Raw genomic sequence first — 22,963 nt, 5'->3', positions numbered from 1 at the left:
ACTACTTGGAAGCGACTGTCTCAGTTGATTCGGTCAACGACTCACGCGTTCGGGTGGTGTCGGCTCCCAGCATGATCGTCCTGGAGACGAGGAAGGTGACCGGGATCGCGGCCGCGGCGGCGATCAGCGGGGCGTAGCGGCGGTCGAAGGCGAGGAGGTCGACCAGGACGTAGACGCCGACCGTCGTGATCACGAAGTTCGCCGCGTTGGTGAGGGGGAAGAGGAGGAACTTCCTCCAGGTGGGGCGGGTGCGGTAGGTGAAGTACGAGGTGAGGAAGAAGGAGCCGACCATGGAGAGCGCGAAGGCGGCGACGTGCGCGGCGAGGTAGGGCAGCCAGTGGCCGAGGAGCAGGTAGAGCCCGTAGTACGTACCGGTGTTGACGGCGCCGACCAGGCCGAAGCGGATCACCTGCCAGGTCGTCGTCATCGACGCAGGAGCTCCTCTTCGCGGGTCGTTCCGGTGGTTCCGGTGGTGCCGGTGGTGCCGCGGGTGGCGGTGACGCGGGTGTTGGACGCCTTGACCAGGTAGTGCGGGCGCCGCTTCACCTCGTAGTAGATGCGGCCGACGTACTCGCCGACAAGGCCCAGCATCACCATCTGGACGCCGGCGAGCGCCGTGACCGTGACGAGCAGGGTGACATAGCCGGGCGTCTCCACGCCGTTCACCAGGGCGACACCGACGATCCAGGCGGCGTACGCGAAAGCGACCGCGACCAGGATCATTCCGAGATATACGGCGGCCCGCAACGGCTTGTTGTTGAAGGAGAGAAGGCCGTCGAGGCCGTAGTTGAGGAGCTTTCCGAAGGTCCATTTCGAACGGCCCTCCTCGCGCACCGCATTCTCGTACTCGAACGTCGTCGAGCGGAATCCGACCCAGGCGAACAGGCCCTTCGAGAAACGGTTGTACTCGGTCAGTTCGAGAATCGAGTCGACCGTGCGGCGGGAAAGCAGCCGGAAGTCGCCGACGCCGTCGACGAGCTCGACGTCCACGAGCCGGTTGATCGCCCAGTAGTAGGCGCGGGCGGTCAGGGTGCGGGTGACCCGGTCGCCGGTGCGGGTGCGGCGGGCGATGACCTGGTCGTATCCCTCGGCGTGCAGGGCCAGCATGCGGTGCACGAGCTCCGGCGGGTGCTGGAGGTCGGCGTCCATGATGACGACGGCGTCACCGGCCGCGTGCTGGAGGCCGGCCAGCATGGCGGCCTCCTTGCCGAAGTTGCGACTGAAGGAGACATAGCGCGCCCGGGGGTCGTCGGCGGCGATCCCCTCCAGGAGCGGCAGCGTACGGTCATGGCTTCCGTCGTCCACGTAGACGATCTCGAATTCTCCGTCGAAAGGGGAGAGTTCCTTCGTCACATGGTCGTGGAAGCGACCGATGATCTCTTCTTCGTTGAAGCACGGGACCACGATCGAGAGCAGCACGCACGACACCACAGCGGGTGCGGATGTCGCCGTCGGATTCCATCGGTGACGGCCAGACGACCATTGAATGAACGCCCCGGCGCATGGGCGGATTTCGGCATTGTCGCTGCCATATTCGTCCCATCATGAAGATCTGTACGAAGGCCGGCGCGGCCGCCCCCGGGGCGTGGCGGGCACCGGTGACGGCCGCGCTGCTCACCGCCCTCGCCGTGTGCGCGGGCGACGCCGTCGCCCGCGCCTTCCCGTTCGGCCCGCACCGGCGCAGCGTCAACGACCTGGGCAACCAGTTCCTGCCGTTCCACGCCCGGCTGTGGGACCTGCTGCACGGGCGGGCCGACGGCGGGCTGCTGCTGAACTGGCAGTCCGGCTGGGGCACCAGCTTCCTGCCCGACCTCGGCACGTATCTGACCAGCCCGTTCGCCCCGCTCGTCGCACTCTTCCCGCGCGCGGACCTGGCCCACGCCCTCTACGGGATCACCGTCCTCAAGATGGCGGCCGCGGCGGCCGCGATGGCCTTCCTGCTGCCGCGCCTGCGGCCGGGCGTGTGGTGGGGCGCGGGGCTGCTCGGCGCGGCGTACGGACTCTGCGGCTGGGCACTGCTGGAGGCCGTCTACAACCCGATGTGGATGGACGGTCTGATCGCCTTCCCGCTGCTGTGCCTGGTGGGCGTGTGGGTACGGGAGGGGCGGCGGCCGCTGCTCGGGCCGCTGGTCGTCGCCGTGTGCTGGCTCGCCAACTTCTACACCGCCTACATGGCGACGCTGGGCGCCGCGCTCGTCCTCCTGGTGACGCTGCCGCCCTGGCGGGTCCTGGTCAGGGGCGCGGTGACGGTGCTGCTCGGGATCGGGCTCGCCGCGCCCGTGCTGCTGCCGGTCTTCCTCGGGACGCGGCACGCCTACCCGGGCGTGGTGCGGGACTTCACGGCGGCGAGCGGGCCGGACCTCGCGGCGCGCCTGATGCCCGTCACGTACGGCTTCTCCACCCCGGCGCTGTTCGTCTTCACGGCGGTGCCGGTGCTGGCCGCCTCGCTGCTCTTCCGCCGCGAGCGGCGGGACCGACGGGACTGGCGGGACTGGCGGGACCTCCGCCGGGGGGAGTGGCGGTGGCCGGCCCTGGTGGCGGGTGTCGCGCTGTCCCTCCAGTGGGGGCCGACGCACCTGGTGTGGCACGTCTTCGCCACGCCCAACGGCAGCCCGTACCGCCAGACCTTCGTCCTCGCGGGCGTGCTCGTCCTCGCCGCGTGGGCGGCGGTCGCCGACGGCCTGCCGGACCGGCGGACGCTGCTGGGCGGGGCGGGCGTGGTCGGCCTCCTCGGCCTCGGGGCGCTGGGGAGCGGGCAGGCGACGGTGTGGGGCGGTGCGCTGTTCGCGGCGGGTCTCGCGGTCGTCCTCGTACGGCGGGGGCGGCTCGCCGTGCTGCTCCTGGCCGGGGTCCTGGTGGCGCAGGCCGCGGCGACGACGGCGTACGGCGACCGGGAACGGCTCCGCCGGCTCGACGACTATCCCGCGTGGAGCGCCGCCGACAGCCGCCTCGCCGAGGCCCTCGCCGGGGCCGACGGCTGGCCCGTCCACCGCACCGACTCCGGCCGTCCGCACACGACGGCCAACGAGCCGATGATGCTCGGCGGCCAGGGCGGCGCCTACTACAGCAGCCTCACGCCCGACGTCCTGACCCGCACCATGGCCGCGCTCGGCGCCGGCTGGACCTCCCGGGGCCGCAACCTCCAGAGCCTGGACAACCCGGTGACCGACGCCCTCTTCGCGGTGGGCGCGCGCCGGCGGGACGGCGACGTGGTCCCGACGGGCCCGGCGCTTCCGCTGGTGAGCGTCCGCCCGACCGGCCCCGCCCCCGTCTACGGCCCCTCTCCGTTCCGCAACCAGGAACTCCTCCTGGGCGCGCGCGTCTACGAGCCTCCGGCGGCGTCCGGCGCCTGCCGCGTCGGCACCGAGGTGTTCCTCTGGGCGCCCGACGTCACGGGCCCGGCCCGCCTCGGCCCCCGGGAGGTCCGCCTCCGCGGCGGACTCCCCAGGTGGCGGGCCGCGCTGGTGTCCCTGGGCGTCCAGCGGGTGTCGGGGCTGCGCCCCGAGCTACCGACGAAGGGCGGTGGGGGCGGTGAAAGCGTTGCGGGCGGCGTGCGTGACCAGGGCGGCGGGGGCAGCGTGCGTGGCGCGGGCGGCGTGAGCAGCGCCGCCGGCGCGGGCGTCTGGCTCGCCTGTCTGGACCACGCGCGCCTGCGCGCCGCCGTGGCGACGCTGCGGGCGAAGGCCCCGGCCCCGGACGCGATCCGTGTGACGTCCACGGGCGTGCGCGCCACCCTGCGCCCGGGCACCACCGGCACGCTCGTCCTCTCCTCCCCCCGCATCGCCGGCTGGACCTGCGACGGCCGTCCGGCCGCCTCGTACGGCGGCCTGGTGGCGGCCCCGGTGCGCCCGGGAACGCGCGAGGTGACCTGCGCCTTCCGCCCGCCCGGCCTCCGGGCCGGCCTGGGAGCGGGCGGAGCGGCCCTGGCGCTGCTCGCGGGGTGGACGGTCCTCGCGGCCCGACGCCGGAGCGGGGGCGGGACCGGGACCGGGACCGGGACCGGGACCGGGACCGGGACCGGGACCGGAAGTGCGGTCGGCGAGGAGGAGAAGCGTGTCCCCTACGCGACCCCCAGCGGAATGGCGTAGGTCACATGTCCTCCTGTCACACTCCCGCGATCCGCTCCGTCATAGCGGTGTAGCCACCACCGAGCACGACAGAGGAGCCCCTCATGGAAGCCCGCATCAACCTCTTCGGCAGCCCCACCGGCACCAAGGTCATCAAGCACTTCGGCGCCGCGGGCAAGGCCATCTCGGACACCGGCCTGCCGTTCGCCGTCCAGGAGCTCGTGAAGATCCGTGCGAGCCAGATCAACGGCTGCGGATTCTGCCTCGACATGCACACCAAGGACGCCGAGGCGGCCGGCGAGACCTCCCAGCGGCTGCACATGGTCGCGGCCTGGCGCGAGGCCAAGGTCTTCACGGAGGCCGAGCGCGCCGCCCTCGCGCTGGCCGAGCAGGGCACCCGTATCGCCGACGGGTCCGGAGTCCCGGACGAGGTCTGGCGGGAGGCCGCCAAGCACTACGACGAGGAGCAGCTCACCGGCCTCGTCGCGCTGATCGCCCTCATCAACGCGTACAACCGCGTGAACGTCCTCCTCCAGCAGCCCGCGGGCGACTACCGGGTCGGCATGTTCGGCTGACCGCCGCCCTAGTCTGTCCGGGTGGACGAAGAAGCGCGGGAGGACGCGCGGCGCTGGCTCGCCGAGGAGGGCGTCACGCGGGTCGGCGAGGACGAGTGGACCGACGGCGAGCACCCCGGACAGCGGATCACGACCGCGGACGTCGCGGTCCGCTGGGCCGACCAGGTGTTCGTCGACGAGCGGCTCGACCCGGCCGGTCAACTGCGGCTGGCCTTCGGGCTCCTGGACCTGCTGGACGTGTACTGGGTGACCGCCGAGATCGGCTTCCCCCTCGCGGACCCGGAGGTCGGGCTGTCGGCCGAGGCGCACTGGGACGGCTACCGGCAGCGGCTGGAGGCCCCGGAGGCGGGCGAGGCGCTGACGTACTCGCTGTGGGTCGACTGGTTCGAGGACGCGCGCACCTCGGCGAGTGCCTTCGCCGAGGTGCTCGGCCGTGACGTCGACCGGCTGCGGGCGGACGCGCCCGAGCCGCTGCTGCGCCGGGCCGGCCGGGTCCTGGAGGTCTCCGGTCCGGTGCCGTGGCCGGTGAAGGAACCGGCGCTCCGGGCCGCGGCCGGCGTCCCGGCGCTGCACCGCGAGGTCTTCCGCGGCCTGCTGAACGGCTACCACTCGGTCTACGGCGACCTGGAGCCGTCCGCCGCGCTCGCCCTCCTCGCGGCACTCGACCTGCCGCCGGACACCGAGCACCTCACCCCCTTGCGCAGGGTCCTGACGGCCGGCCACGCCAACCACTACCGCAGCCGCGACGCCTGGGCCGCCGCGACCTCGCATGGTTCGGATCGGCACGGCATCCCCTAGACAGCGAATTTCCGGCGTCACCTCGCCCTCGATCCCTGGTGCTAGGTACGCGTACGGCCGTGCTCCTCCGCCAGATGACGACGGAGGAGCACGTTCGCGTCCGCCTCCGCGCTTCCGTCGTAGCGCAGCCACGCCCTCCGCCGCCGGGCGGCCAGCTCGTCACACTCCGCACACTCCGGTACGGGCACGGGCGGCGGCGGAAGCTCCACGTCCAGAAACGCCACTGCCGCGGCCCGGGCCCGCTCATTGACCGCGCGGACGCCCGCGCTGAGCCGTTCGTCCTGCGTCGCGGGCCTGAGGTGGACCGGGTCGGCCTGCCATTCGCGCCCGCCGCCGAGCGGCCGCAGCATCGCGTACGGCCCGGCGCAGCCCCGGAACTCCCCTACCACACAAGCCACTTCGTCGTACACAAAATCGCCGCACTCCATGACAACCGCTCCCGGTGTTGGACTACCCTCCGTGATGGGGCATGTCGAGGATGTACCCGGGGCAGGTTGGGGTGGCCGGTTTTGAGGCTGTACTTCCCGGCCGCTGTTCCGGTACTTCCACACCTTCCGGAGAGGGGTGCGTGTTGCGATGCCGCCGAGACGGGTGATTACGGGGCGCAGCCAGGAGCCGCGGAAGCGCTTCGCGGAGGAGCTGAAGAAGCTCCGGCTGGAACGCAAGCTGAGTTATCGGGCGTTGGGGTCGGCGCTGGGCTGGGACGCGACGTTGTTCTCCAAGATGGAGAAGGGCGAGACGATCGGCGGCCCGGAGGTCGCCCAAGCGCTGGACACGTATTACGGCACGCCGGGGCTGTTACTGACGCTGTGGGAGCTGGCGGCGGGGGACACATCGCAGTTCCGAGCGAAGTACCGCGAGTACATGGCGTTGGAGGCCGAGGCTGCCAGCCTCTGGCAGTACGCGGCCTGCGTGCTGCCAGGACTACTCCAGACGAAGGCCTACGCGCGCACGCTGATGGAGACGGGTCTCCATGAAGGCGACGAACTGGACCGCCAGGTCGAGGCACGCATCGGTCGACAAGAGCTGCTGACAGGGCCCAACGCCCTTGGCTTCCGCACGATCCTGTCGGAGACGGTGCTGCGCACACCGCTACCGAATCGGGACCAGTGGCAGGAGCAGTTGGAGCACCTCCTCGCGGTCAGCGACCGGCGAAACGTCACCATTCACGTCGTGCCGCACTCCGCTGGGCTGTACGCGCTGCATAGCGCCCAGGTGACGTTCCTGAGGCTTGCGGACGCCCGCGTGGTGGCATGGGTCGAAACCAGTTGTTCGGGGAGTCTGGTCGAACAAACAGCCGACGTAGACCTCTTGCAGCTCCGCTACGATCGAGTTCGCGATCTGGCCCTTTCCCCGGCGGATTCACGGAAGTTCATCATGCGTACGTTGGAGGAAGCACAGTGCGAGCCGTCGATCTGAGCACCGTGACGTGGCGCAAGAGCTCGTACAGCAACGCGGAAGGCGGCGAGTGCTTGGAGATCGCCGACCACCTCCCCCTCGTCCCCGTCCGCGACTCCAAGAACCCCACCGGCCCCGCCCTCCTCTTCGCGCCCGACGCCTGGTCCGCGTTCGTCGACGGAGTCAGGGACGAGGCCTGACACCGTCATGCGGCGCGCACCGTCGTCAAGCAGCGCCACTGCCGCACAGGCCGGGTCTTGCCGCCCTGTACTCCCCTTCACAGACGTCGCAGATCTGGTACGGGTGCACTGGCGGGGCGGGCAACGGCGGTGACGATCGCCCTCGCGTTGCCGACGGGGAGGCTGAGGGGGTGGGGTTGGGTGGGTTGGTTTCTTAACCCGGGTTCTTTGGGGGTTGATCGCCCGACACACCGGATCGCCCCGCGCCACAGTCCGGCCGGGCGCCCATGTGGTGGCCGAATCACCGCTCCGTCGGCGCCACGGACCCCACGCAGCAGCGGACGAAGTCCCGCACGACCGGGTTGGCGTCGTCGGCCGGTGCCCAGGCGATCGCGACCCGGCTGGGGGCCACGCCGGTGACGGGGCGGTAGACGACGCCGGGACGGGCGTAGAAGCGGGCGGCGGAGGCAGGGGCCAGGGCGATTCCGTAGCCGTTGGCGATGGCGCTGAGCCAGTCGTCGGGATGTTCGGTGACGGCCCCGATCCGTACCGGCCGGCCGTCGCGCTCGTCGGCGGCCAGCCAGTGGTCCCGCCAGGCGCCGGTCTCGGCCGGGGCCGCGACGAACGGCTCGTCCCACAGCTCGTGGAAGGCGATCCGCTCGCGCCCGGCCAGCGGGTGCGCGGCGGCGAGGGCCACCCAGCGCGGTTCGGTGAACAGGACGTGGGTGCGCAGCTCGTCCTGGCCGGGGAAGGGGAGTCGTACGAAGGCGGCTTCGACGTCGCCGGTGGCGAGGCCGGCGGTCGGGTGGGCCCAGGAGGTCTGGCGCATGTCGACCCGCCAGCCGGGCCGGAGCCGGCCGAAGGCGGTGATGATGGCGGGCGTGGCCTCGTTGGCGGCGCTCGCGACGAATCCGACCCGCAGGACGCGCTCGGCGCGGTCCGCCGTACGCCGGGTGGCGCGCAGCAGCCGCTCCCAGTCGTCGAGGAGTTCCGCGGCGCCGTCGACGAGCGCCCGGCCCGCCTCAGTGGGGGTCATGCCCGCGCGGGAGCGGGTGAACAGCCGTACGCCGAGTTCCTTCTCCAGGCGCCGGATCTGCTTCGTCAGCGCCGGCTGGGAGACGAAGAGGCGTTCGGCGGCGCGGGTGAGACTGCCCTCGCGCGCGACGGCGACGGCGTAGCGCAGAAGCCGGGTGTCGACGTCCATGCCCCCAGGTTATGGAAGCGGGTATTGGACGCCGTGGAGCAGGGCCGACGAGCCTGGAGGCATGCCCCTCGCCGCCACCCTCCCGAGCCTCGCCGCCACCCTCTCCGTCCTCGTCACCCTGATCGCCGTCGTCGCGAACGCGGGGATCGCCCTCGCCGACGTCCTGCGGGCCGATTTCGTCCTCGCCAACTCCGCCGAGGTGCACGTGAAGCCGTCCTGGCTGCCCGCGCTCGCCGCCCTCAAGGGGGCGGGAGCGGTCGGTCTGCTGCTCGGACTGTTCGGGCTGCGGACGCTGGGGATCGCCGCCGCGACCGGTCTGGTGCTGTTCTACGTCGGAGCCGTGGCGGTCCACGTCCGGGCGCGGGTCTTCCGCAGCATCGGCTTCCCCGGGGCCTTCCTGCTCCTGGCCGTCGGCTCCCTCGTCGTCGCGGTCGCCCGGGCATGACGAAGGGGCCGGCCCGACGGGCCGGCCCCTCCTGCGCGCGCGGCGGCGGGGGTCCGCCTTACTTCGCCGCGGCCTCTTCGAGGCAGAGCACGAACTTGTCGGAGCCCAGCTGCTGGGCCAGCGCCGAGTACTTGTTCTGGTCGCACTTGTTGAGGTCGAAGGTGCCCTCGTGGACCTGGGCGACCTTGAACAGGTCGGCCTTGCCGGAGGAGCAGTCCTGGGTGTCGACCTTCGGGGCGTCGTCGGGACCGGTCACGGTGACGCACTCGCCGACCTTGGCGTGGACCGGGGCGTCACCGGTGAGGTGCGGCAGGCCGAGCTTCACCGCGACGGCGACGATCACCAGCACGACGAAGCCGCCGATCTTCTTCAGCAGGCCGCCCTTCTTCTTCTCCGGGGCGGGAGCCTGCTCGGGGGCGCCCGGGGTGGCGGCGAACGGGTCGGACGGCTGAGGCGTGGTCATGAAGGGATCCTTGGAAGGCGTGGACATGATCGAACGCGCACGTTACACAGCGCGAAACGACCAAATCGGACCTATACCTTCCGTTTCCGAATCAGATGCGGAGTCGTGACTCTGCCGCCCCGTCAGAAGCGCCCGTGAGGCCACCCCCGGCGCCGGACGGGCTCAGCCGTAGGGTCCGCCCATCTGCCGCTGCCGGTCGAGCGCCCGGCGCAGGTCGGCGGCCATCGGGTGGTACGGCCCGTGGAAGCGCTCCACGTCGTACAGCAAGGCGCCGAGGCCGGAGACGGCCGCGCCGTGGTCACCGATCGCGAGCTGCAGCAGACCGATCCGGTGCCGGATGTCGAAGGCCCGGGACCGCTGCGCGGGGTCCGTCTCCGTGCCGTGCTCGTGATACGGCAGGAGCGCGCGGTACTCGGCGAGGGCACCGGCCGGGTCGCCGAGCTGCTCCAGGCACAGGGCCGCGTCATAGCGGAACTGCAGGGTCTGCGGGTCGGCCGGGCCGGCCTCCGCCGCGCGGTCCTCGGCGAGGCGGCGCAACTCCGGGAGGGCGCGGCGGTACTGGCCGTCGTCCATGAGCGTCGTCGCGTACTGCTTGCGCAGGATCCGGACGACGGGCGAGTGCTCGCCGTGCTCGGCGGCGGCCGCGGGCAGGATGCCGCCGAGGATGTCCACGGCCTGGGTGATGGAACCCTCGCCGAGCAGGCGCTTCACCTCGTCCACGGCCGCCGCCACGTCCGGCTTCGCCGGAGCCGCCGTCACGGCCGGGGCGGGGGCCGGGGGCGCCGCGGCCTGCACCGCGTGGTCGGGCCAGGGCGCGTGCGGGCGGCGGAAGGGGCGCGTGGGATCGAGCGGGCCCGACGGCCCCGGCGCGCCGCGCGGCGGCAGGAGCGGCAGCAGGTGCTCGTACACCTCCTGCGCGCTCGCCGGCCGGGCCTGCGGGTCCTTCGCGAGGAGACGCAGGACGAGCGCTTCGAGGGCCTCGGGCACCTCGGGGCGCAGCCGGCGCACCGGGACGGGCGGCTCGTGCAGGTGGCGGTGCAGCACACCGAGGGCGGTCGAGCCGGCGAAGGGGACGTTGCCGCTGAGGAGTTCGTGGAGCAGCACGCCGAGCGCGTACAGGTCCGTGTACGGGCCGACGGCACCGCCCATGGCCTGTTCGGGCGCCATGTAGGCGGGGCTGCCGATGGGCGAGCCGGTGTGGGTGAGGCGGGTGGTGTCGGTGTCGAGGACGGAGGCGACGCCGAGGTCGAGCACGATCACCGTGCCGTCGGGGCGGACCATCACGTTCCGCGGCTTGAGGTCCCGGTGCACGATCGGCACCGCGTGCACGGCGGCGAGCACCGCGCACAGCTGGGCGGCGACGGAGGCCGCCCACGGCCAGGGGTAGGGGTCGTGCTCGGCGAGGTGGTCGGCGAGGTCCGCGCCCTCCACGTACTGCATGACCAGGTACAGGTCGTCGCCGTCGCTGCCCGCGTCGTGGACGGTGACGAGCCCGGGGTGGCCGACCTGTGCGGTGACCCGGCACTCGCGCACGAAGCGGCGGCGCAGCTCGTCGGCGGCCGTGGCCGGGCCGCTGATGGCGGCGGGGTTGAGCAGCTTGACCGCGACCCGCCGGTCGAGCCGGCCGTCGTACGCCGTCCAGACCTGGCCCATGCCGCCCTGGCCGATCATGGTGGACAGCTCGTAACGCCCGCCGACGACCCGGCCGTTCACTTCCCCTCGTCCTTACGGAGCAGGTGACTCAGCTCGTCGAGCTCCGCGCGCACCTGGTCGATGCGGGGACCGGTCACGGGAGGCGCCGGCGGCGGCACCACGGCCTGCGGCTGGGGGTGGTGCCGGGGCTGGGCCTGCGGCTGCAATGGAGGCTGGGGCTGGGGCGCGACGGCGGGGCGTGCCTGCGGGTAGCCGTACCCCTCCTGGTGCCGCGGGACCGTCGCCGCGTACGGGGTGTACGGGGACGGGACCTGGCCCGGCGCGGACGCGCCGGCCCGGCGGACACGGTCGTGGCGGATGTCCGCCGCGAGGAAATACGCGGTGAACACCACCGCGTTGAGCAGCACCATCCCCACGACCAGATCGCCCTGGAGGGAGGTGTCGTTCTCGTCCGCCGGCATGAGCACGAAGCCCGTGATGACGACCGCCACCGACACCGCGAGCAGGATCCAGTCCAGGACCCGGCGGGTCACCAGGGCGAGCCGCAGCACCGTCGCCCAGGTGAGCATCCCGACGCTGAGGAGCGGCAGCACCGCGAAGAGCACCCGCAGCACGATGACGGACGCCGGAACACCGCGCTGCGGTGGCGCGGGCTGCGGGTAGCCGTGGCCGTACATGGCTGCTCCTGGTCGCGTGGAGGGATGGTTCTGCTGTCGGGGACGAGCGTATACACCGGCTCCGACAGGCGCCCACGGGTTGTGCACAACCCGTGGTGGCGCGGCACCCCGGTCGGACGGTCAGGCACCCCGGCCGGACGGTCAGGGCGCGACCGAGCCGTCGGCCAGGCCGTCGTACATGCCCCGCACCAGCTGTTCGCCGAGCCGTCCCGCGAGCCGCAACGCCTCCTCGAACTCCGCGAGGGCCCGGAACCGGTCCCCGTAGCGCCGCTGTTCGCGGAGCGGCAGGCGCGGCAGCTGGAGGCGCCGGACGTCGAGCCGGGTGGCGGTGGACGCGTAGGAGCTGGCCTGGCGGTTGTTGGCGGTGGCGCGCAGGAAGCCGGCCAGGAACCAGGAGTCGAGGGCCGCCGGGTCGGGGCGCAGGAGGTGGACGTTCCGGCCGAGGGCGGCCCCGGCGGTGGCCTCGTCGACGACCCGGGCGACCGAGCCGCCGCCGAGGACCGGGACGACGACGTCGCCGGCGGCGAGCAGCACCGGTTCCTCGGCGGGTCCCGCGGCCGGGGCCTCGGGGAGCGTCCCGGAGGGCGCCTGGCCGGCGAGGACATCGGTGTCGGTGAGGACGCGGGGGGCGACGGCGGCGCCGGCCGGGGCCGTGCCCGTACCGCCGGCGCGGAGCGTCAGGGCGCCGGAGCGGGCGAGTTCGCCGACCGTCGTGGCGGGCCAGCGGAGGGCGTCGGTACCGGTGTCGGCGGCGGGCGGCGGGGTCAGCTCGCGGGTGCGGCGCAGGGTCTCGGTGAGCCGCTCGCGCACCCCGCCCAGCTGCGCCGCGCCCTCGGCGGCGGCGGGCGGCGGCAGATGACGGGCGGGGGCCAGGTCGACGTCGTCGTCGAGGAGTTCGACGACCGGGACGGCGCGGCTCTCGCCGGGGGTCTCGGTGAGGGTGCCGTCCCGGTCGAAGGACCGCCAGGCGTCCAGGACGGCGCTCTCGACGGCCGCCCAGTCGATCCGGTCGCGCCCGCCGGTCGGCGCGCCCGTCGCCGCGCCGCCGGCCGCGGTCTCGTGCGCGGTGTCGACGAGGAGCAGTTCGGCGGGGGGACGCTCGCCGTTGGTGGGCTTGCGCAGCACCCAGAGGTGGAGCGGGATGCCGTACGGCGGCGCGGCGCCGGCCGGGAGGCCGACGACGGCCCGCAGGGCGCCGCGGCGCAGCAGGTCGGCGCGGACGCGGCGGCCTGAGCGGCGGGAGGCGGCGGCGGGCGGCATGAGGAGGACGGCGGTGCCGCCGGGCCGCAGCCGGGCCAGGGCGTGCTGCACCCAGGCCAGTTCGGATTCCGTACGGGCCGGGAAGCCGTACTCCCAGCGGGCGTCGTAGGCCAGTTCGTCGTGGCCCCAGTTGCGCTCGTTGAACGGCGGGTGGCACAGCACGGCGTCGGCGGCGAGGGCCGGGAACGCGTCGGCGCGCAGGGTGTCGCCGGACAGGACGCGGACGTCGACGGCGGTGTCCGTGGCGAGTGCGAGGCGCAGGGCGGTCAGCGCGGCCAGGTCGGGGTCGGCGTCCTGGCCGTACAGGGCGGCGGGGGCGGCCGGGGCACCGGGGGTGCCGGGAGTGGCGGGGGTGCTGCCCGGGCTGGTCGCGCCGGTCGCGGTGAGCAGGGCGCCGGTGCCGCAGGCGGGGTCGAGGACGGTGGCCGCCGGGCCGGCGAGCGCCGCCATGAGGGCGGCGGGGCCGGGAGGGGTCAGCGTGTACTGGCGTGGGTTGGCGTCCAGATGACGGCCGAGCAGGAAGTCGAAGACCTCGCGGGAGGTCGTCTCGGCTGCCATGGCCGCCGCCCCGCGCAGGAGCGGTACGGAGGGGGCGAGCGCGCGGGCCGTGGGGGTGTGAACGCTCCGCTCGGCGCCGAAGCGCTCGGTCAGCGTCTCCTCCAGGGGCACCGGGAGGAGCTCGGCGAGCCGCTCGTCGGGCGCGGCGGCGAGCGCGGGCCAGGCCGCCGCCCGGTCCCGTACGAGCAGGAGGACGCAGCCCGCGTGGACGAGGGCGGTCACGGCTCCGGCGGGGTGGCCGGCGATCTGCTGCCAGACGCGCTCGCCGAGCGGGACCTCGGCCAGCTTGCCCTGGGCGCGCAGCCAGGCCTCGACGTCGGCGAGGGCGAAGGACGGGCTGGTCTCCGTGCCGCCGACGGGTTTGGGGAAGTCGGCGTGGCGGCGGCGCCAGTTGCTCACGGCGGCCCTGCCGACTCCCGCGAGGCGGGCGATGCCCGCGGCGGTCACCTCCGCTGCGCTCTCCGGCACGTGCCGCTCCTCTCGTCCCGCCTTACGTGTGGCGCCGATCTTACTGACGAACGCCCGCCACTACATTTCACAGTGTGAGCCGACCCGTTTCCTGTGAACCGTGTTGACTCGGTTCACACTCTCTGCTGTTATGGATTCCCCCGCACCACCCCATCCCCCTCGGAGAACCACCATGTCTGCCACCGTCCGCCCCCGCCGCGCCGCCCTCGCCGCCGCCCTGTTCGCCGCCGTCGCGCTCGGCGCGACCGCCTGCGGTCCCTCCTCCGGCCCCGCCTCCGGCGACGACGCGAAGCCCACCGGGCCGTTCGGCGACCTGACCGGGCCCCAGATCGTCGACAAGGCGGTGGACGGGACGAAGGCCGCCACGTCGCTCACCCTGGACCTCTCCCTCAAGACCGCCGACGGCCCTCTGAAGGCGTATGTGTCGACCGACCTCCAGGGGAAGTGCGCCGGGACCATGACCTTCGGCACGACGGGCACGGCCGAGCTGCTGCGGCCGGCCGACAAGGCCGTCTACCTCCGCTTCGACGAGGCGTTCCTGAAGGAGCAGGCCAAGGGCGAGCCGGAGGAGGTCCAGAAGGCACTGCTCAAGGAGCTCAAGGGCCGCTGGGTGAAGACCGACGCCAAGGACCCGGACGCCAAGGAGATGCTGGAGCTCTGTGACCTGAAGGCGCTGCTCGCCGACTTCGACCAGACCACCACCGGCACGGTCCGGGGAGTGGAGACCACGGTCGGCGGGCACAAGGCACTGACGCTCACGCAGAAGCTCGACGGCGAGACGACCACGTTCTCCGTGGCCACGGAGGGCAAGCCGCATCTGCTGAGGGTCGTGACGACCGGCGGAGAGGAGCCCGGCACCATCACGTTCTCCGACTACGACAAGCCGGTCGTGGCGCAGACGCCGCCGAAGAAGGACGTCGTGGACGAGAAGAGCCTCGGCTGACGGTCCGTGAGGACCCCGGCGAGACGCGAAAGGCGTGAAGGCCTCCGGAGGGGGGTGGCCTTCACGCCTTTCGTACGTGCGGGGGCAGCGGGGTCACAGACGGTGGCGGACCCAGACGTTCGGCTCGACGTACACCGCGTAACCCCTGGTCGCCTCGCAGTGGACGGGCACGAGGGCGCCCTCGACGTCGACCTGACCGTCGGCGTCGAAGGGCAGGCCCGTCCACCGGCGCCACTGCTCCACGGAGCCGCCGATCGTCATCGACGCCGGGGCGACCTTCTCCACGGTGCCGCCCGCCCGGACGTGGACGCGCAGCCAGGGGTCGTGCGGCAGACCGTCCGACTCACGGGTGCGGAAGGCGTATTCATGGATGGAGGACGCGGCCTCCAGGTGCTTGCCGTTGGGCCGCACCGGGGCGACGACATCGGAGAAGCCGAGCCGGCGGGCGTTGTCCCGCATCGCCGCCAGCATGCGGTGCGAGACGCCCTGGCCGAGCGCGCCCGTGTCCACGGTGACCTCGATCGCGCTGACGGTGTCGGGCGTGCGGCCGTGCCGCAGGTCGGAGAACGCCCAGAGCAGGACCTGGTCCCAGCCGGTGTCGGGCAGCTCGCCGCGCCCCTCCGCCCCGAGCTGGAAGGGCACGCTGAACGCCCGCGCGACGAACGGGCCGTCGACGCCTTCGGTGGCCACGAGGACGTACTCGGGGAAGTCGGTCACGATCTTCCCCATGTGCGACCAGCCGACCGGGTCGTACATCATGAACTCCGGCCAGAGGTGCTTCATGTCCCACATGGGCCCCTGGAGTTCCGGGCGCTCGGCGAGAGTCGTGATGTGCAGGTCCATGCGCCGGAGGCTAACCGCGCCCCCACGATCAAGAGAAACGATTTTCCGTCGCCGGGTCGCCAGGTCGCGGCACCTTAGGGCAGTCGCTGGTCCGGACAGCTTCCGAGCACCCGCTTCATGGCGTCCCGCTCGGCCCCGGTCACCCACACCCCGTACTTCTTCTTCACGGCGATCTGCCGAGCCACGTAGGTGCAGCGGTACGCCCGATTCGGCGGCAGCCAGGTCGCCGCGTCGCCGTCGGACTTGCGGCGGTTGGCCGTGGCGTCCACGGCGAGCAGGTTGAGCGGATCGTTGGCGAACCGCAGCCGGGTGCCGGCGTCCCACTTCTGCGCACCCTTCTGCCAGGCGTCGGACAGCGCGACGACATGGTCGATGTCCACCTTGCTGCGGCCGCGCACGAAGTCGACGGACCGCCCCGTGTACGGGTCGTCGGTCAGGGTGCCGGAGGCCACCTTGCAGTGGTCGCCGTCCTTGAAGCGGACGCCGGAGAGATCGCGCCGGAGTATGTCGTCACGGGTGCCGCAGCCGTTGCGGTCGACGTCCGTCCACGCCCCCCCGAACTTCTCGCGGTCGTAACCGGTCTTGGGTGCCCGCCCCTTCACGGTCAGGGTGTCCACGGCCGCGAGCGCGGTTCCTCTGTCGCCCTTGGCGGACGGGGCGTCGGCACCGGGCGAGCAGGCGGCGCCGGCGAGCAGGGCGAGGACGGCGAGGGCCGGGGCGGCGAGGGACTTCTGATGCGTCGGCACCCGACGATCCTAGGCCGGGGGCATCCCGATCCTTGATGCTGGATATCGGATACGGGATATCGGATCCAGTATCCGATCGCCCCCCGCCCCCGGGTCCCGGATCCCGGATCCCGGATCCCGGATCCCGGCTACCGGCTACCGGCTCCTGGCTCCTGGCTCCTGGCTACCGGATCCTGGATCCTGGATCCTGGATCCGATATCAGATCTTCCCGATCCCCAGCGTGTTCTCGGCCGGCAGCAGTCCGGATCCGATGGCCGCCAGCCACGGCCCGCCCAGCAGGTCCGCCAGCCGCTCGGTGGCCTCTGCCCCCAGCGCGGCCCAGGGCGCGGCGGCGAGTTCGTCCGTGCGGCGTTCGACCTCGGCGCGCAGGGCGCGTCCGGCGTCGGTGGCGGTGCCGTCGGAGCGGACCAGGCCGCGGGCGGCGAGCCGGTCGCGGGCGGCGCTCCACTGCTCCTCGCTCCAGCCGCGGCCGGCGAAGGTCTCCTCGGCGGCGGCGCCGACCGCGGCGAAGGAGACGAGGGACTCGACGGGGTCGAGTCCGGCCGCCATCAGGGCGACGAGGTGGCCGTCGCCGCGGTGCTCGCGCAGGAGCGTGGCGGCCTGCCAGAGGGCGAGGTGGGGGACGTCGGACCAGGGGAGTTCGGCGTGGGCGGCGGCCAGGGGGCGCCCGGCGGTGTCGGCCGCCTCGGCGGCGCGGCGGGCCAGGGCGGCGGCCTCGGCGAGGGCGGGGCTCGCGACGACGTCGGCGCCGAGGTGCGCCCGGTAGGTCCGGTCGACGGCGCGGAGCCGGGCGGCGAGGACGTCGGCGGGTGCGGCGACCTCCCAGGCGGCGGGGACGTACCGGGCGACCTTGTCCGGGCTGAAGGAGTAGAAGGCGGAGGCGACCCGCTCGGCGCCGACGGGACCGAGGGCGGAGGCGCGCCAGGCGAAGTAGGAAGGCCAGCGCTCCTCGACGTCGTAGCCGAGCGCGGAGGCCTCCTCGAAGGCCTCGGGGGCGTAGTAATGCAGGGCGTGCAGGGGTTCGAGCAGGTGCCACAACTGCCGCACCCGGCCGGATTCGACGGTGCCGGCACCGGAGCCGGTGGTGGTCTCCACGGTCATGACGTCCACGTCCTCCCTCGGATCCTCATCTTGTCACTGCCTAGATTCCTCCCCTCCCCCCAACTTGTCAATGACTAGATCGGCGGTACGCTGCTGCCATGACCAGTCGGCGCACCTACCACCACGGCGACCTGCGGCAGTCCGTCCTCAGCGCGGCCCTGGACGTCATCGCCGCGGAGGGCCCGGGCGCGCTCAGCCTGCGCGACCTCGCGCGCCGGGCGGGCGTCTCGCACGCCGCGCCCGCCCATCACTTCAAGGACCGCACCGGTCTGCTCACCGCGATCGCCGCGCAGGGCTACGACCTGCTCGCCGACGCCCTCGCCGAGGCCCCCGACCTGCGGGAACGCGGGGTGCGATACGTACGGTTCGCCACCGCCCATCCCGCGCACTTCCAGGTGATGTTCCAGCCCGACCTGTACCGGGCCGACGACCCGGAGCTGATCGCCGCCAGGGAGCGGGCCTCCGCCGAACTCCGCGCCGGCATCACGGCCCTGCCCGGCCAGACCGCCCCGGCCACCGGCACCGGCACCGGCACCGGCACCGACCCTCGTACCGCGGGCATCGCCGCCTGGTCCCTCGCCCACGGCTTCGCGACCCTGCTGCTCACGCACAACGTGGGCGGCGCGGTCGGCGACCGCGACGCCGGCGACTACTTCCGCTCGCTCGCCGACCTGATGTTCCGGGCGGGCCCCGCGTGACCGCCCCCGCCCCCGCCGCCCGCCGCGCCCCCCGACGGACGGCCGCCGCCCTCCTCACCGCCGCCCTGGTCGCCGCCTCGACCTCCTGCACCGGCCCGGCCCCTGCCCGTACCGGCCCCGCCCCCACCCGTACCGCCACCGCCCCCACCCGTACCGACGACGGGGCCTGGCGCGGCGCCTGGGCCGCGTCGCCCCAGCCGCCGTCCGCCGGCAACTGGTCCGAGCGGGGCTTCGCCGACCACACCCTGCGCCAGGTCGTCCGCCTCACCGCGGGCGGCACCGAGGTGCGGATCGAGCTGTCCAACCGTTACGGCACCACACCGCTGCGGATCGCCGGGGCGACGGTCGCCCGGCCCGCGGAGGGCGCCGCGGTGCGGCCCGGATCGGTCCGCACCCTCACCTTCGGGAAGCGGCCGTCGGCCACGATCCCGGTCGGCGGCACCCTGCTCAGCGACGGCCTGCCCCTGACCGTGCGGCCCTTCGAGTCGCTGACCGTGACGCTCCGCCCGGCCGGGCCGACCGGCCCGGCCACCGTCCACCGGATGGCCTCCGCCACCGGCTACCGGGCGGCGGGCGACCACCGCGGCGACGTGTCGGGCGGCGCGTTCACCGAGACCGGCACGTCCTGGTACTACCTGACCGGCGTGGAGGTCACCGGCGGCCCCGACGCGCACCGCCGCGACGGCGTGGTCGCCTTCGGCGACTCCCTCACCGACGGCCACGGCTCCACCCTCGACGCCGATCGCCGCTACCCCGACCGGCTCGCCGAACGTCTCGCCGCCCTCGGCCGCCCACGCCCCGTCCTCAACCACGGCATCAGCGGCAACAAGGTCGTCCGCCACGGCGGCGGGGCGGGCGAGAAGGCCCTGGACCGCTTCGCGCCGGACGCCCTCGACGAACGCGGCGTCGGCACCGTCCTCGTCCTCGAAGGCATCAACGACATCGGTGGCCGGCTCCGCCCCGACGTCACCGTCGACGAGCTGATCGCCGGCCATCGCGAACTCGTCCGCCAGGCCCATGCCCGCGGCCTGAAAGCGGTTGGCGCGACACTCGTCCCGTTCAAGGGGTCCGTCCACCACACCCCGGAGAACGAGGCCCAACGGGACGCCTTCAACACCTGGATGCGCACCTCGGGCACGTACGACGCCGTGATCGACCTCGACCGGGCCCTCGCGGACCCGGCCGACCCCGACCGACTGCTGCCCGCCTACGACTCCGGCGACCATCTCCATCCGAGCGACGCGGGCTACCGCGCGATGGCCGAGGCCGTCGACCCCGACGCCCTCTGAACCACCCCCGGCCCGCCCGGTGCGCCGGGCGGGCCGGCCGTCACCTCACGACCCCAGGATCTCCGCCAGGAACTCGCCCGTCCACGCCAGCAGTTCGCGCCCCACCACCGGCTTCCCGCCGATCTTGCCGGTCGTCGGGCGCGGCACCAGGATCTGGTGGACGGCCGGCTTGATGACCGTACGCGGGTGGAGCCGCTTCAGGCGCAGCTCCTGCGACTCGCGCAACTCCACCGGCGCGAAGCGGATGTTGGGACCCTGCAGGACGATCTCGCCGACGCCGCAGGCGCGCGCCAGCATCCGCAGGCCGGCCACCAGGAGCAGGTTCTCCACCGGCTCCGGCAGCTTGCCGTAGCGGTCGGTGAGCTCCTCCCGTACGGCCTTGATGTCCTCCTCGGTGTTGGCGGAGGCGATGGCCCGGTAGGCCTGGAGGCGCAGCCGCTCGCCCGGCGCGTAGTCGTGCGGGACGTGCGCGTCGACCGGGAGCTCGATCTTGACCTCCAGCGGCGGCTCCTCCTCCACGCCGCCCTCCAGGGAGGCCCGGTAGTCCGCGACGGCCTCGCCGACCATCCGCACGTACAGGTCGAAGCCGACGCCCGCGATGTGACCGGACTGCTCGCCGCCGAGCAGGTTGCCCGCGCCGCGGATCTCCAGGTCCTTCATCGCCACGTACATGCCCGCGCCCATCTCGGTGTGCTGGGCGATGGTCGCGAGCCGCTCGTGGGCGGTCTCCGTCAGCGGCTTCTCCGGCGGGTAGAGGAAGTAGGCGTAGCCGCGCTCGCGGCCCCGGCCGACGCGGCCGCGCAGCTGGTGGAGCTGCGACAGACCGAAGTTGTCGCCGCGTTCGACGATGAGCGTGTTGGCGTTGGAGATGTCGATGCCGGACTCGACGATCGTCGTCGACACCAGCACGTCGAACTTCTTCTCCCAGAAGTCGACGACGACCTGCTCCAGGGCCTGCTCGGACATCTGGCCGTGGGCGGTGGCGATCCGCGCCTCCGGCACGATCTCGCGCAGCCGGGCCGCGGCCCGGTCGATGGACTCGACCCGGTTGTGGATGTAGAAGACCTGGCCCTCGCGCAGCAGCTCCCTGCGGATCGCCGCGCCGATCTGCTTCTCCTCGTACGGGCCGACGAAGGTCAGCACCGGATGCCGCTCCTCCGGCGGGGTGGTGATCGTCGACATCTCGCGGATGCCGGTGACCGCCATCTCCAGGGTGCGCGGGATCGGCGTCGCGGACATCGTCAGGACGTCCACGTTGGCCCGCAGCTTCTTCAGCTGCTCCTTGTGCTCGACGCCGAAGCGCTGCTCCTCGTCGACGATGACCAGGCCCAGGTCCTTGAACTTGGTCTCGGAGGAGAACAGGCGGTGGGTGCCGATGACGACGTCCACCGAGCCGTCCTTGAGGCCCTCCATCGTCGCCTTCGCCTCGGTGTCCGTCTGGAAGCGGGACAGCGCGCGCACGTTCACCGGGAACTGGCCGTACCGCTCGGAGAAGGTGCCGAAGTGCTGCTGCACGAGCAGCGTGGTGGGGACGAGGACGGCGACCTGCTTGCCGTCCTGGACCGCCTTGAAGGCCGCCCGTACGGCGATCTCCGTCTTGCCGTATCCGACGTCGCCGCAGATCAGGCGGTCCATGGGGACCGTCTTCTCCATGTCCTCCTTCACCTCGGCGATGGTGGACAGCTGGTCGGGCGTCTCCGCGTACGGGAAGGCGTCCTCCAGCTCCCGCTGCCAGGGGGTGTCGGGGCCGAAGGCGTGGCCGGGCGCGGCCATCCGGGCGCTGTACAGCTTGATCAGGTCGGCGGCGATCTCCTTGACCGCCTTCTTCGCGCGGGCCTTCGTCTTCGTCCAGTCGGCGCCGCCGAGCCGGTGCAGGGTGGGGGCCTCGCCGCCCACGTACTTGGTGACCTGCTCCAGCTGGTCGGTCGGGATGTACAGGCGGTCGCCGGGCTGGCCGCGCTTGGCGGGGGCGTACTCGACGAGCAGGTACTCACGGGTGGCGCCCTGGACGGTGCGCTGGACCATCTCGATGTAGCGGCCGACGCCGTGCTGCTCGTGGACGATGTAGTCGCCGGCCTCCAGGGTCAGCGGGTCGATCGTCTTGCGCCGCTTGGCGGGCATCCGCTGCCCGTCCTTGCCGGCGGCCTTCTGCCCGGACAGGTCGGTCTCGGTGAGGACGGCGAGCTTGAGGGCGGGGTCGACGAAGCCGTAGTCGATGGAGCCGCAGGCGACGTGGACGACGGACGGGGAGATGTCGCTCAGGTCGGCGTCGAGCCGGGCGGCGATGCCCTCGCCGCCGAGGACCTCCACGGTGCGGGAGGCCGGGCCGTGGGCCTCCGTGACGTACACCGTGCGCCAGCCGTCGGCGAGCCAGCCCTTGGTGTCGGCGAGCGCGCGGGCGGTGTCGCCGCGGTACGTCTCCGGGGCGTGCATGCCGAGCTTGAGCGTGTCGCCGTCCGTGTCGAGGCCGGACTCGTCGGCGGCGAACGGCGACACCGACCACCACATCATGCCGAGCTCGCGCGCCCGGTCCCGTACGTCGGCGATCCCCCACAGGGAGGCGGCGCCGACGTCGATGGGGGCCTCGCCGCCGCCGGCGGTGGCCGCCCAGGAGGCCTGGAGGAACTCCTGCGAGGTCGCCACCAGGTCCGCGGCCCGGGTGCGGACCCGCTCGGGGTCGCAGACCACGGCCATGGAGCCCTCGGGGAGCACGTCGAGCAGCAGCTCCATGTCGTCGACGAGGACCGGAGCGAGGGACTCCATGCCCTCGACGGCGATGCCCTCGGCGATCTTGTCGAGGAGTTCGCCGAGCTCCGGGTGCCGCTCGGCGAGGGCCCGGGCGCGGGCCCGTACGTCGTCGGTGAGCAGCAGTTCGCGGCAGGGCGGGGCCCACAGGCCGTGCTCGGCGACTTCGAGGGAGCGCTGGTCGGCGACCTTGAAGTAGCGGATCTCCTCGACGTCGTCGCCCCAGAACTCGATCCGGAGCGGGTGCTCCTCGGTGGGCGGGAAGACGTCCAGGATGCCGCCGCGGACGGCGAACTCGCCGCGCTTCTCGACGAGCTCCACCCGGGAGTACGCGGCGGCCGCCAGGCCCGCGACGACCTCCTCCAGGTCCGCCGTCTGCCCGCTCCTCAGCGCGACCGGCTCCAGGTCGCCGAGGCCCTTGACCTGCGGCTGGAGCACGGAACGGATGGGTGCGACGACCACGGACACCGGGCCGGCGGCGGGGTCGTCGTCGCGCGGGTGGGCGAGGCGGCGCAGGACGGCGAGGCGGCGGCCGACGGTGTCGGAGCGGGGGGAGAGCCGCTCGTGCGGCAGGGTCTCCCAGGAGGGGTACTCGGCGACCGTGTCCGGGTCGAGGAGGGACCGCAGGGCCGCGGCCAGGTCCTCGGCCTCGCGGCCGGTGGCGGTGACCGCGAGCACCGGCCGGCCGGCCTCGCGGGCCAGCGCGGCCACGGCGAAGGGGCGGGCGGCGGGCGGGCCGACCAGGTCGACATGCGTGCGGTTGCCGTCGCGGGCGGCGGTCACCGCTTCGGCGAGGGCCGCGTCTTCGACGACGACGTCAAGCAGACCGTGCAGGCTCATGGGTCTTCCATC

General features: G+C 73.2%; 21 protein-coding genes. 9 read left to right on the top strand and 12 right to left on the bottom strand.

Going from position 1 to position 22,963, the window contains the following annotated elements:
- Position 1: 1 nt before the first annotated feature.
- The gene (locus ACFY7C_RS34070; protein WP_389658551.1) at positions 2–427 is read right to left on the bottom strand and encodes a GtrA family protein; all 426 of its coding nucleotides are present in this window, start codon (positions 425–427) and stop codon (positions 2–4) included.
- On the bottom strand, positions 424–1,419 hold the full coding sequence (locus ACFY7C_RS34065) for a glycosyltransferase family 2 protein (RefSeq protein WP_389658548.1): 996 nt from the start codon (positions 1,417–1,419) through the stop codon (positions 424–426). Before ACFY7C_RS34065 ends, ACFY7C_RS34070 begins: the two co-directional genes overlap by 4 nt.
- Before the next feature lie 125 nt (positions 1,420–1,544).
- On the opposite strand from ACFY7C_RS34065, the gene ACFY7C_RS34060 reads away from it, so the two are divergent.
- The 3 genes from ACFY7C_RS34060 to ACFY7C_RS34050 all read left to right on the top strand — a co-directional run bounded on the left by ACFY7C_RS34060 (position 1,545) and on the right by ACFY7C_RS34050 (position 5,440).
- Positions 1,545–4,088, top strand: coding sequence for a YfhO family protein (locus ACFY7C_RS34060; RefSeq protein WP_389658545.1), 2,544 nt, complete (start codon positions 1,545–1,547; stop codon positions 4,086–4,088).
- An 83-nt stretch (positions 4,089–4,171) separates the two neighbouring features.
- Positions 4,172–4,642 (top strand): carboxymuconolactone decarboxylase family protein, encoded by a 471-nt coding sequence (locus ACFY7C_RS34055; RefSeq protein WP_389658542.1) that lies wholly within the window; start codon positions 4,172–4,174, stop codon positions 4,640–4,642.
- Positions 4,643–4,663: 21 nt separating this feature from the next.
- Complete coding sequence (locus ACFY7C_RS34050; protein WP_389658539.1) at positions 4,664–5,440, top strand: hypothetical protein; 777 nt, start codon at positions 4,664–4,666, stop codon at positions 5,438–5,440.
- Between the two features lie 41 nt (positions 5,441–5,481).
- On the opposite strand, the gene ACFY7C_RS34045 is transcribed toward ACFY7C_RS34050, so the two are convergent.
- Positions 5,482–5,829: a hypothetical protein gene (locus ACFY7C_RS34045; protein WP_389658536.1), complete on the bottom strand. Its 348-nt coding sequence runs from the start codon at positions 5,827–5,829 to the stop codon at positions 5,482–5,484.
- Between the two features lie 187 nt (positions 5,830–6,016).
- Here ACFY7C_RS34045 and ACFY7C_RS34040 point away from each other — a divergent pair, with 187 nt between their 5' ends.
- Together ACFY7C_RS34040 and ACFY7C_RS34035 are read left to right on the top strand one after the other, a co-directional pair.
- Positions 6,017–6,859 (top strand): helix-turn-helix transcriptional regulator, encoded by an 843-nt coding sequence (locus tag ACFY7C_RS34040; RefSeq protein ID WP_389658801.1) that lies wholly within the window; start codon positions 6,017–6,019, stop codon positions 6,857–6,859.
- Complete coding sequence (locus tag ACFY7C_RS34035) at positions 6,841–7,038, top strand: DUF397 domain-containing protein (RefSeq protein WP_389658533.1); 198 nt, start codon at positions 6,841–6,843, stop codon at positions 7,036–7,038. Before ACFY7C_RS34040 ends, ACFY7C_RS34035 begins: the two co-directional genes overlap by 19 nt.
- Before the next feature lie 280 nt (positions 7,039–7,318).
- On the opposite strand, the gene ACFY7C_RS34030 is transcribed toward ACFY7C_RS34035, so the two are convergent.
- Entirely contained in the window at positions 7,319–8,221 is a 903-nt protein-coding gene (locus ACFY7C_RS34030) for a LysR family transcriptional regulator (protein WP_389658530.1), read from the bottom strand.
- Positions 8,222–8,282: 61 nt separating this feature from the next.
- On the opposite strand from ACFY7C_RS34030, the gene ACFY7C_RS34025 reads away from it, so the two are divergent.
- Entirely contained in the window at positions 8,283–8,666 is a 384-nt protein-coding gene (locus tag ACFY7C_RS34025; RefSeq protein ID WP_389658527.1) for a DoxX family protein, read from the top strand.
- 58 nt (positions 8,667–8,724) lie between these two features.
- On the opposite strand, the gene ACFY7C_RS34020 is transcribed toward ACFY7C_RS34025, so the two are convergent.
- From ACFY7C_RS34020 to ACFY7C_RS34005, 4 genes are all read right to left on the bottom strand, one after another.
- Entirely contained in the window at positions 8,725–9,129 is a 405-nt protein-coding gene (locus ACFY7C_RS34020) for a hypothetical protein (protein WP_389658524.1), read from the bottom strand.
- Positions 9,130–9,291: 162 nt separating this feature from the next.
- A complete protein-coding gene (locus ACFY7C_RS34015) occupies positions 9,292–10,842 on the bottom strand; it encodes a protein kinase (protein ID WP_389658521.1) in 1,551 nt (516 codons plus the stop codon).
- On the bottom strand, positions 10,839–11,459 hold the full coding sequence (locus tag ACFY7C_RS34010) for a hypothetical protein (RefSeq protein ID WP_389658518.1): 621 nt from the start codon (positions 11,457–11,459) through the stop codon (positions 10,839–10,841). The genes ACFY7C_RS34015 and ACFY7C_RS34010 overlap by 4 nt, the downstream gene beginning before the upstream one ends.
- Positions 11,460–11,600: 141 nt before the next feature.
- The gene (locus tag ACFY7C_RS34005; RefSeq protein WP_389658515.1) at positions 11,601–13,745 is read right to left on the bottom strand and encodes an N-6 DNA methylase; all 2,145 of its coding nucleotides are present in this window, start codon (positions 13,743–13,745) and stop codon (positions 11,601–11,603) included.
- A 172-nt stretch (positions 13,746–13,917) separates the two neighbouring features.
- Between ACFY7C_RS34005 and ACFY7C_RS34000 the strand changes: the two genes are divergently transcribed.
- Positions 13,918–14,688, top strand: coding sequence for a hypothetical protein (locus tag ACFY7C_RS34000; protein WP_389658512.1), 771 nt, complete (start codon positions 13,918–13,920; stop codon positions 14,686–14,688).
- A 93-nt stretch (positions 14,689–14,781) separates the two neighbouring features.
- Here the strand turns inward: ACFY7C_RS34000 and ACFY7C_RS33995 are convergent, their stop codons facing one another.
- The 3 genes from ACFY7C_RS33995 to ACFY7C_RS33985 all read right to left on the bottom strand — a co-directional run bounded on the left by ACFY7C_RS33995 (position 14,782) and on the right by ACFY7C_RS33985 (position 17,379).
- Complete coding sequence (locus ACFY7C_RS33995; RefSeq protein WP_389658509.1) at positions 14,782–15,531, bottom strand: N-acetyltransferase; 750 nt, start codon at positions 15,529–15,531, stop codon at positions 14,782–14,784.
- A gap of 74 nt (positions 15,532–15,605) precedes the next feature.
- Positions 15,606–16,277 (bottom strand): HNH endonuclease family protein, encoded by a 672-nt coding sequence (locus tag ACFY7C_RS33990; RefSeq protein WP_389658506.1) that lies wholly within the window; start codon positions 16,275–16,277, stop codon positions 15,606–15,608.
- Positions 16,278–16,476: 199 nt separating this feature from the next.
- Positions 16,477–17,379, bottom strand: a complete 903-nt coding sequence (locus tag ACFY7C_RS33985) for a hypothetical protein (protein WP_389658503.1) — start codon at positions 17,377–17,379, stop codon at positions 16,477–16,479.
- 98 nt (positions 17,380–17,477) lie between these two features.
- Between ACFY7C_RS33985 and ACFY7C_RS33980 the strand changes: the two genes are divergently transcribed.
- Both ACFY7C_RS33980 and ACFY7C_RS33975 read left to right on the top strand, forming a co-directional pair.
- Positions 17,478–18,077, top strand: coding sequence for a TetR/AcrR family transcriptional regulator (locus ACFY7C_RS33980; protein WP_389658500.1), 600 nt, complete (start codon positions 17,478–17,480; stop codon positions 18,075–18,077).
- A complete protein-coding gene (locus ACFY7C_RS33975; RefSeq protein WP_389658497.1) occupies positions 18,074–19,366 on the top strand; it encodes an SGNH/GDSL hydrolase family protein in 1,293 nt (430 codons plus the stop codon). The genes ACFY7C_RS33980 and ACFY7C_RS33975 overlap by 4 nt, the downstream gene beginning before the upstream one ends.
- A 45-nt stretch (positions 19,367–19,411) precedes the next feature.
- Here ACFY7C_RS33975 and mfd read toward each other — a convergent pair whose 3' ends face one another.
- A complete protein-coding gene (gene mfd, locus ACFY7C_RS33970; RefSeq protein ID WP_389658494.1) occupies positions 19,412–22,951 on the bottom strand; it encodes a transcription-repair coupling factor in 3,540 nt (1,179 codons plus the stop codon).
- Between the last annotated feature and the right edge of the window lie 12 nt (positions 22,952–22,963).

Origin of the sequence: Streptomyces sp. NPDC012769, assembly GCF_042901205.1 — a bacterium.
In the GTDB taxonomy this organism is placed as follows: Bacteria; Actinomycetota; Actinomycetes; order Streptomycetales; family Streptomycetaceae; genus Streptomyces.
This window is presented reverse-complemented; position numbering and strand designations above follow the sequence as displayed.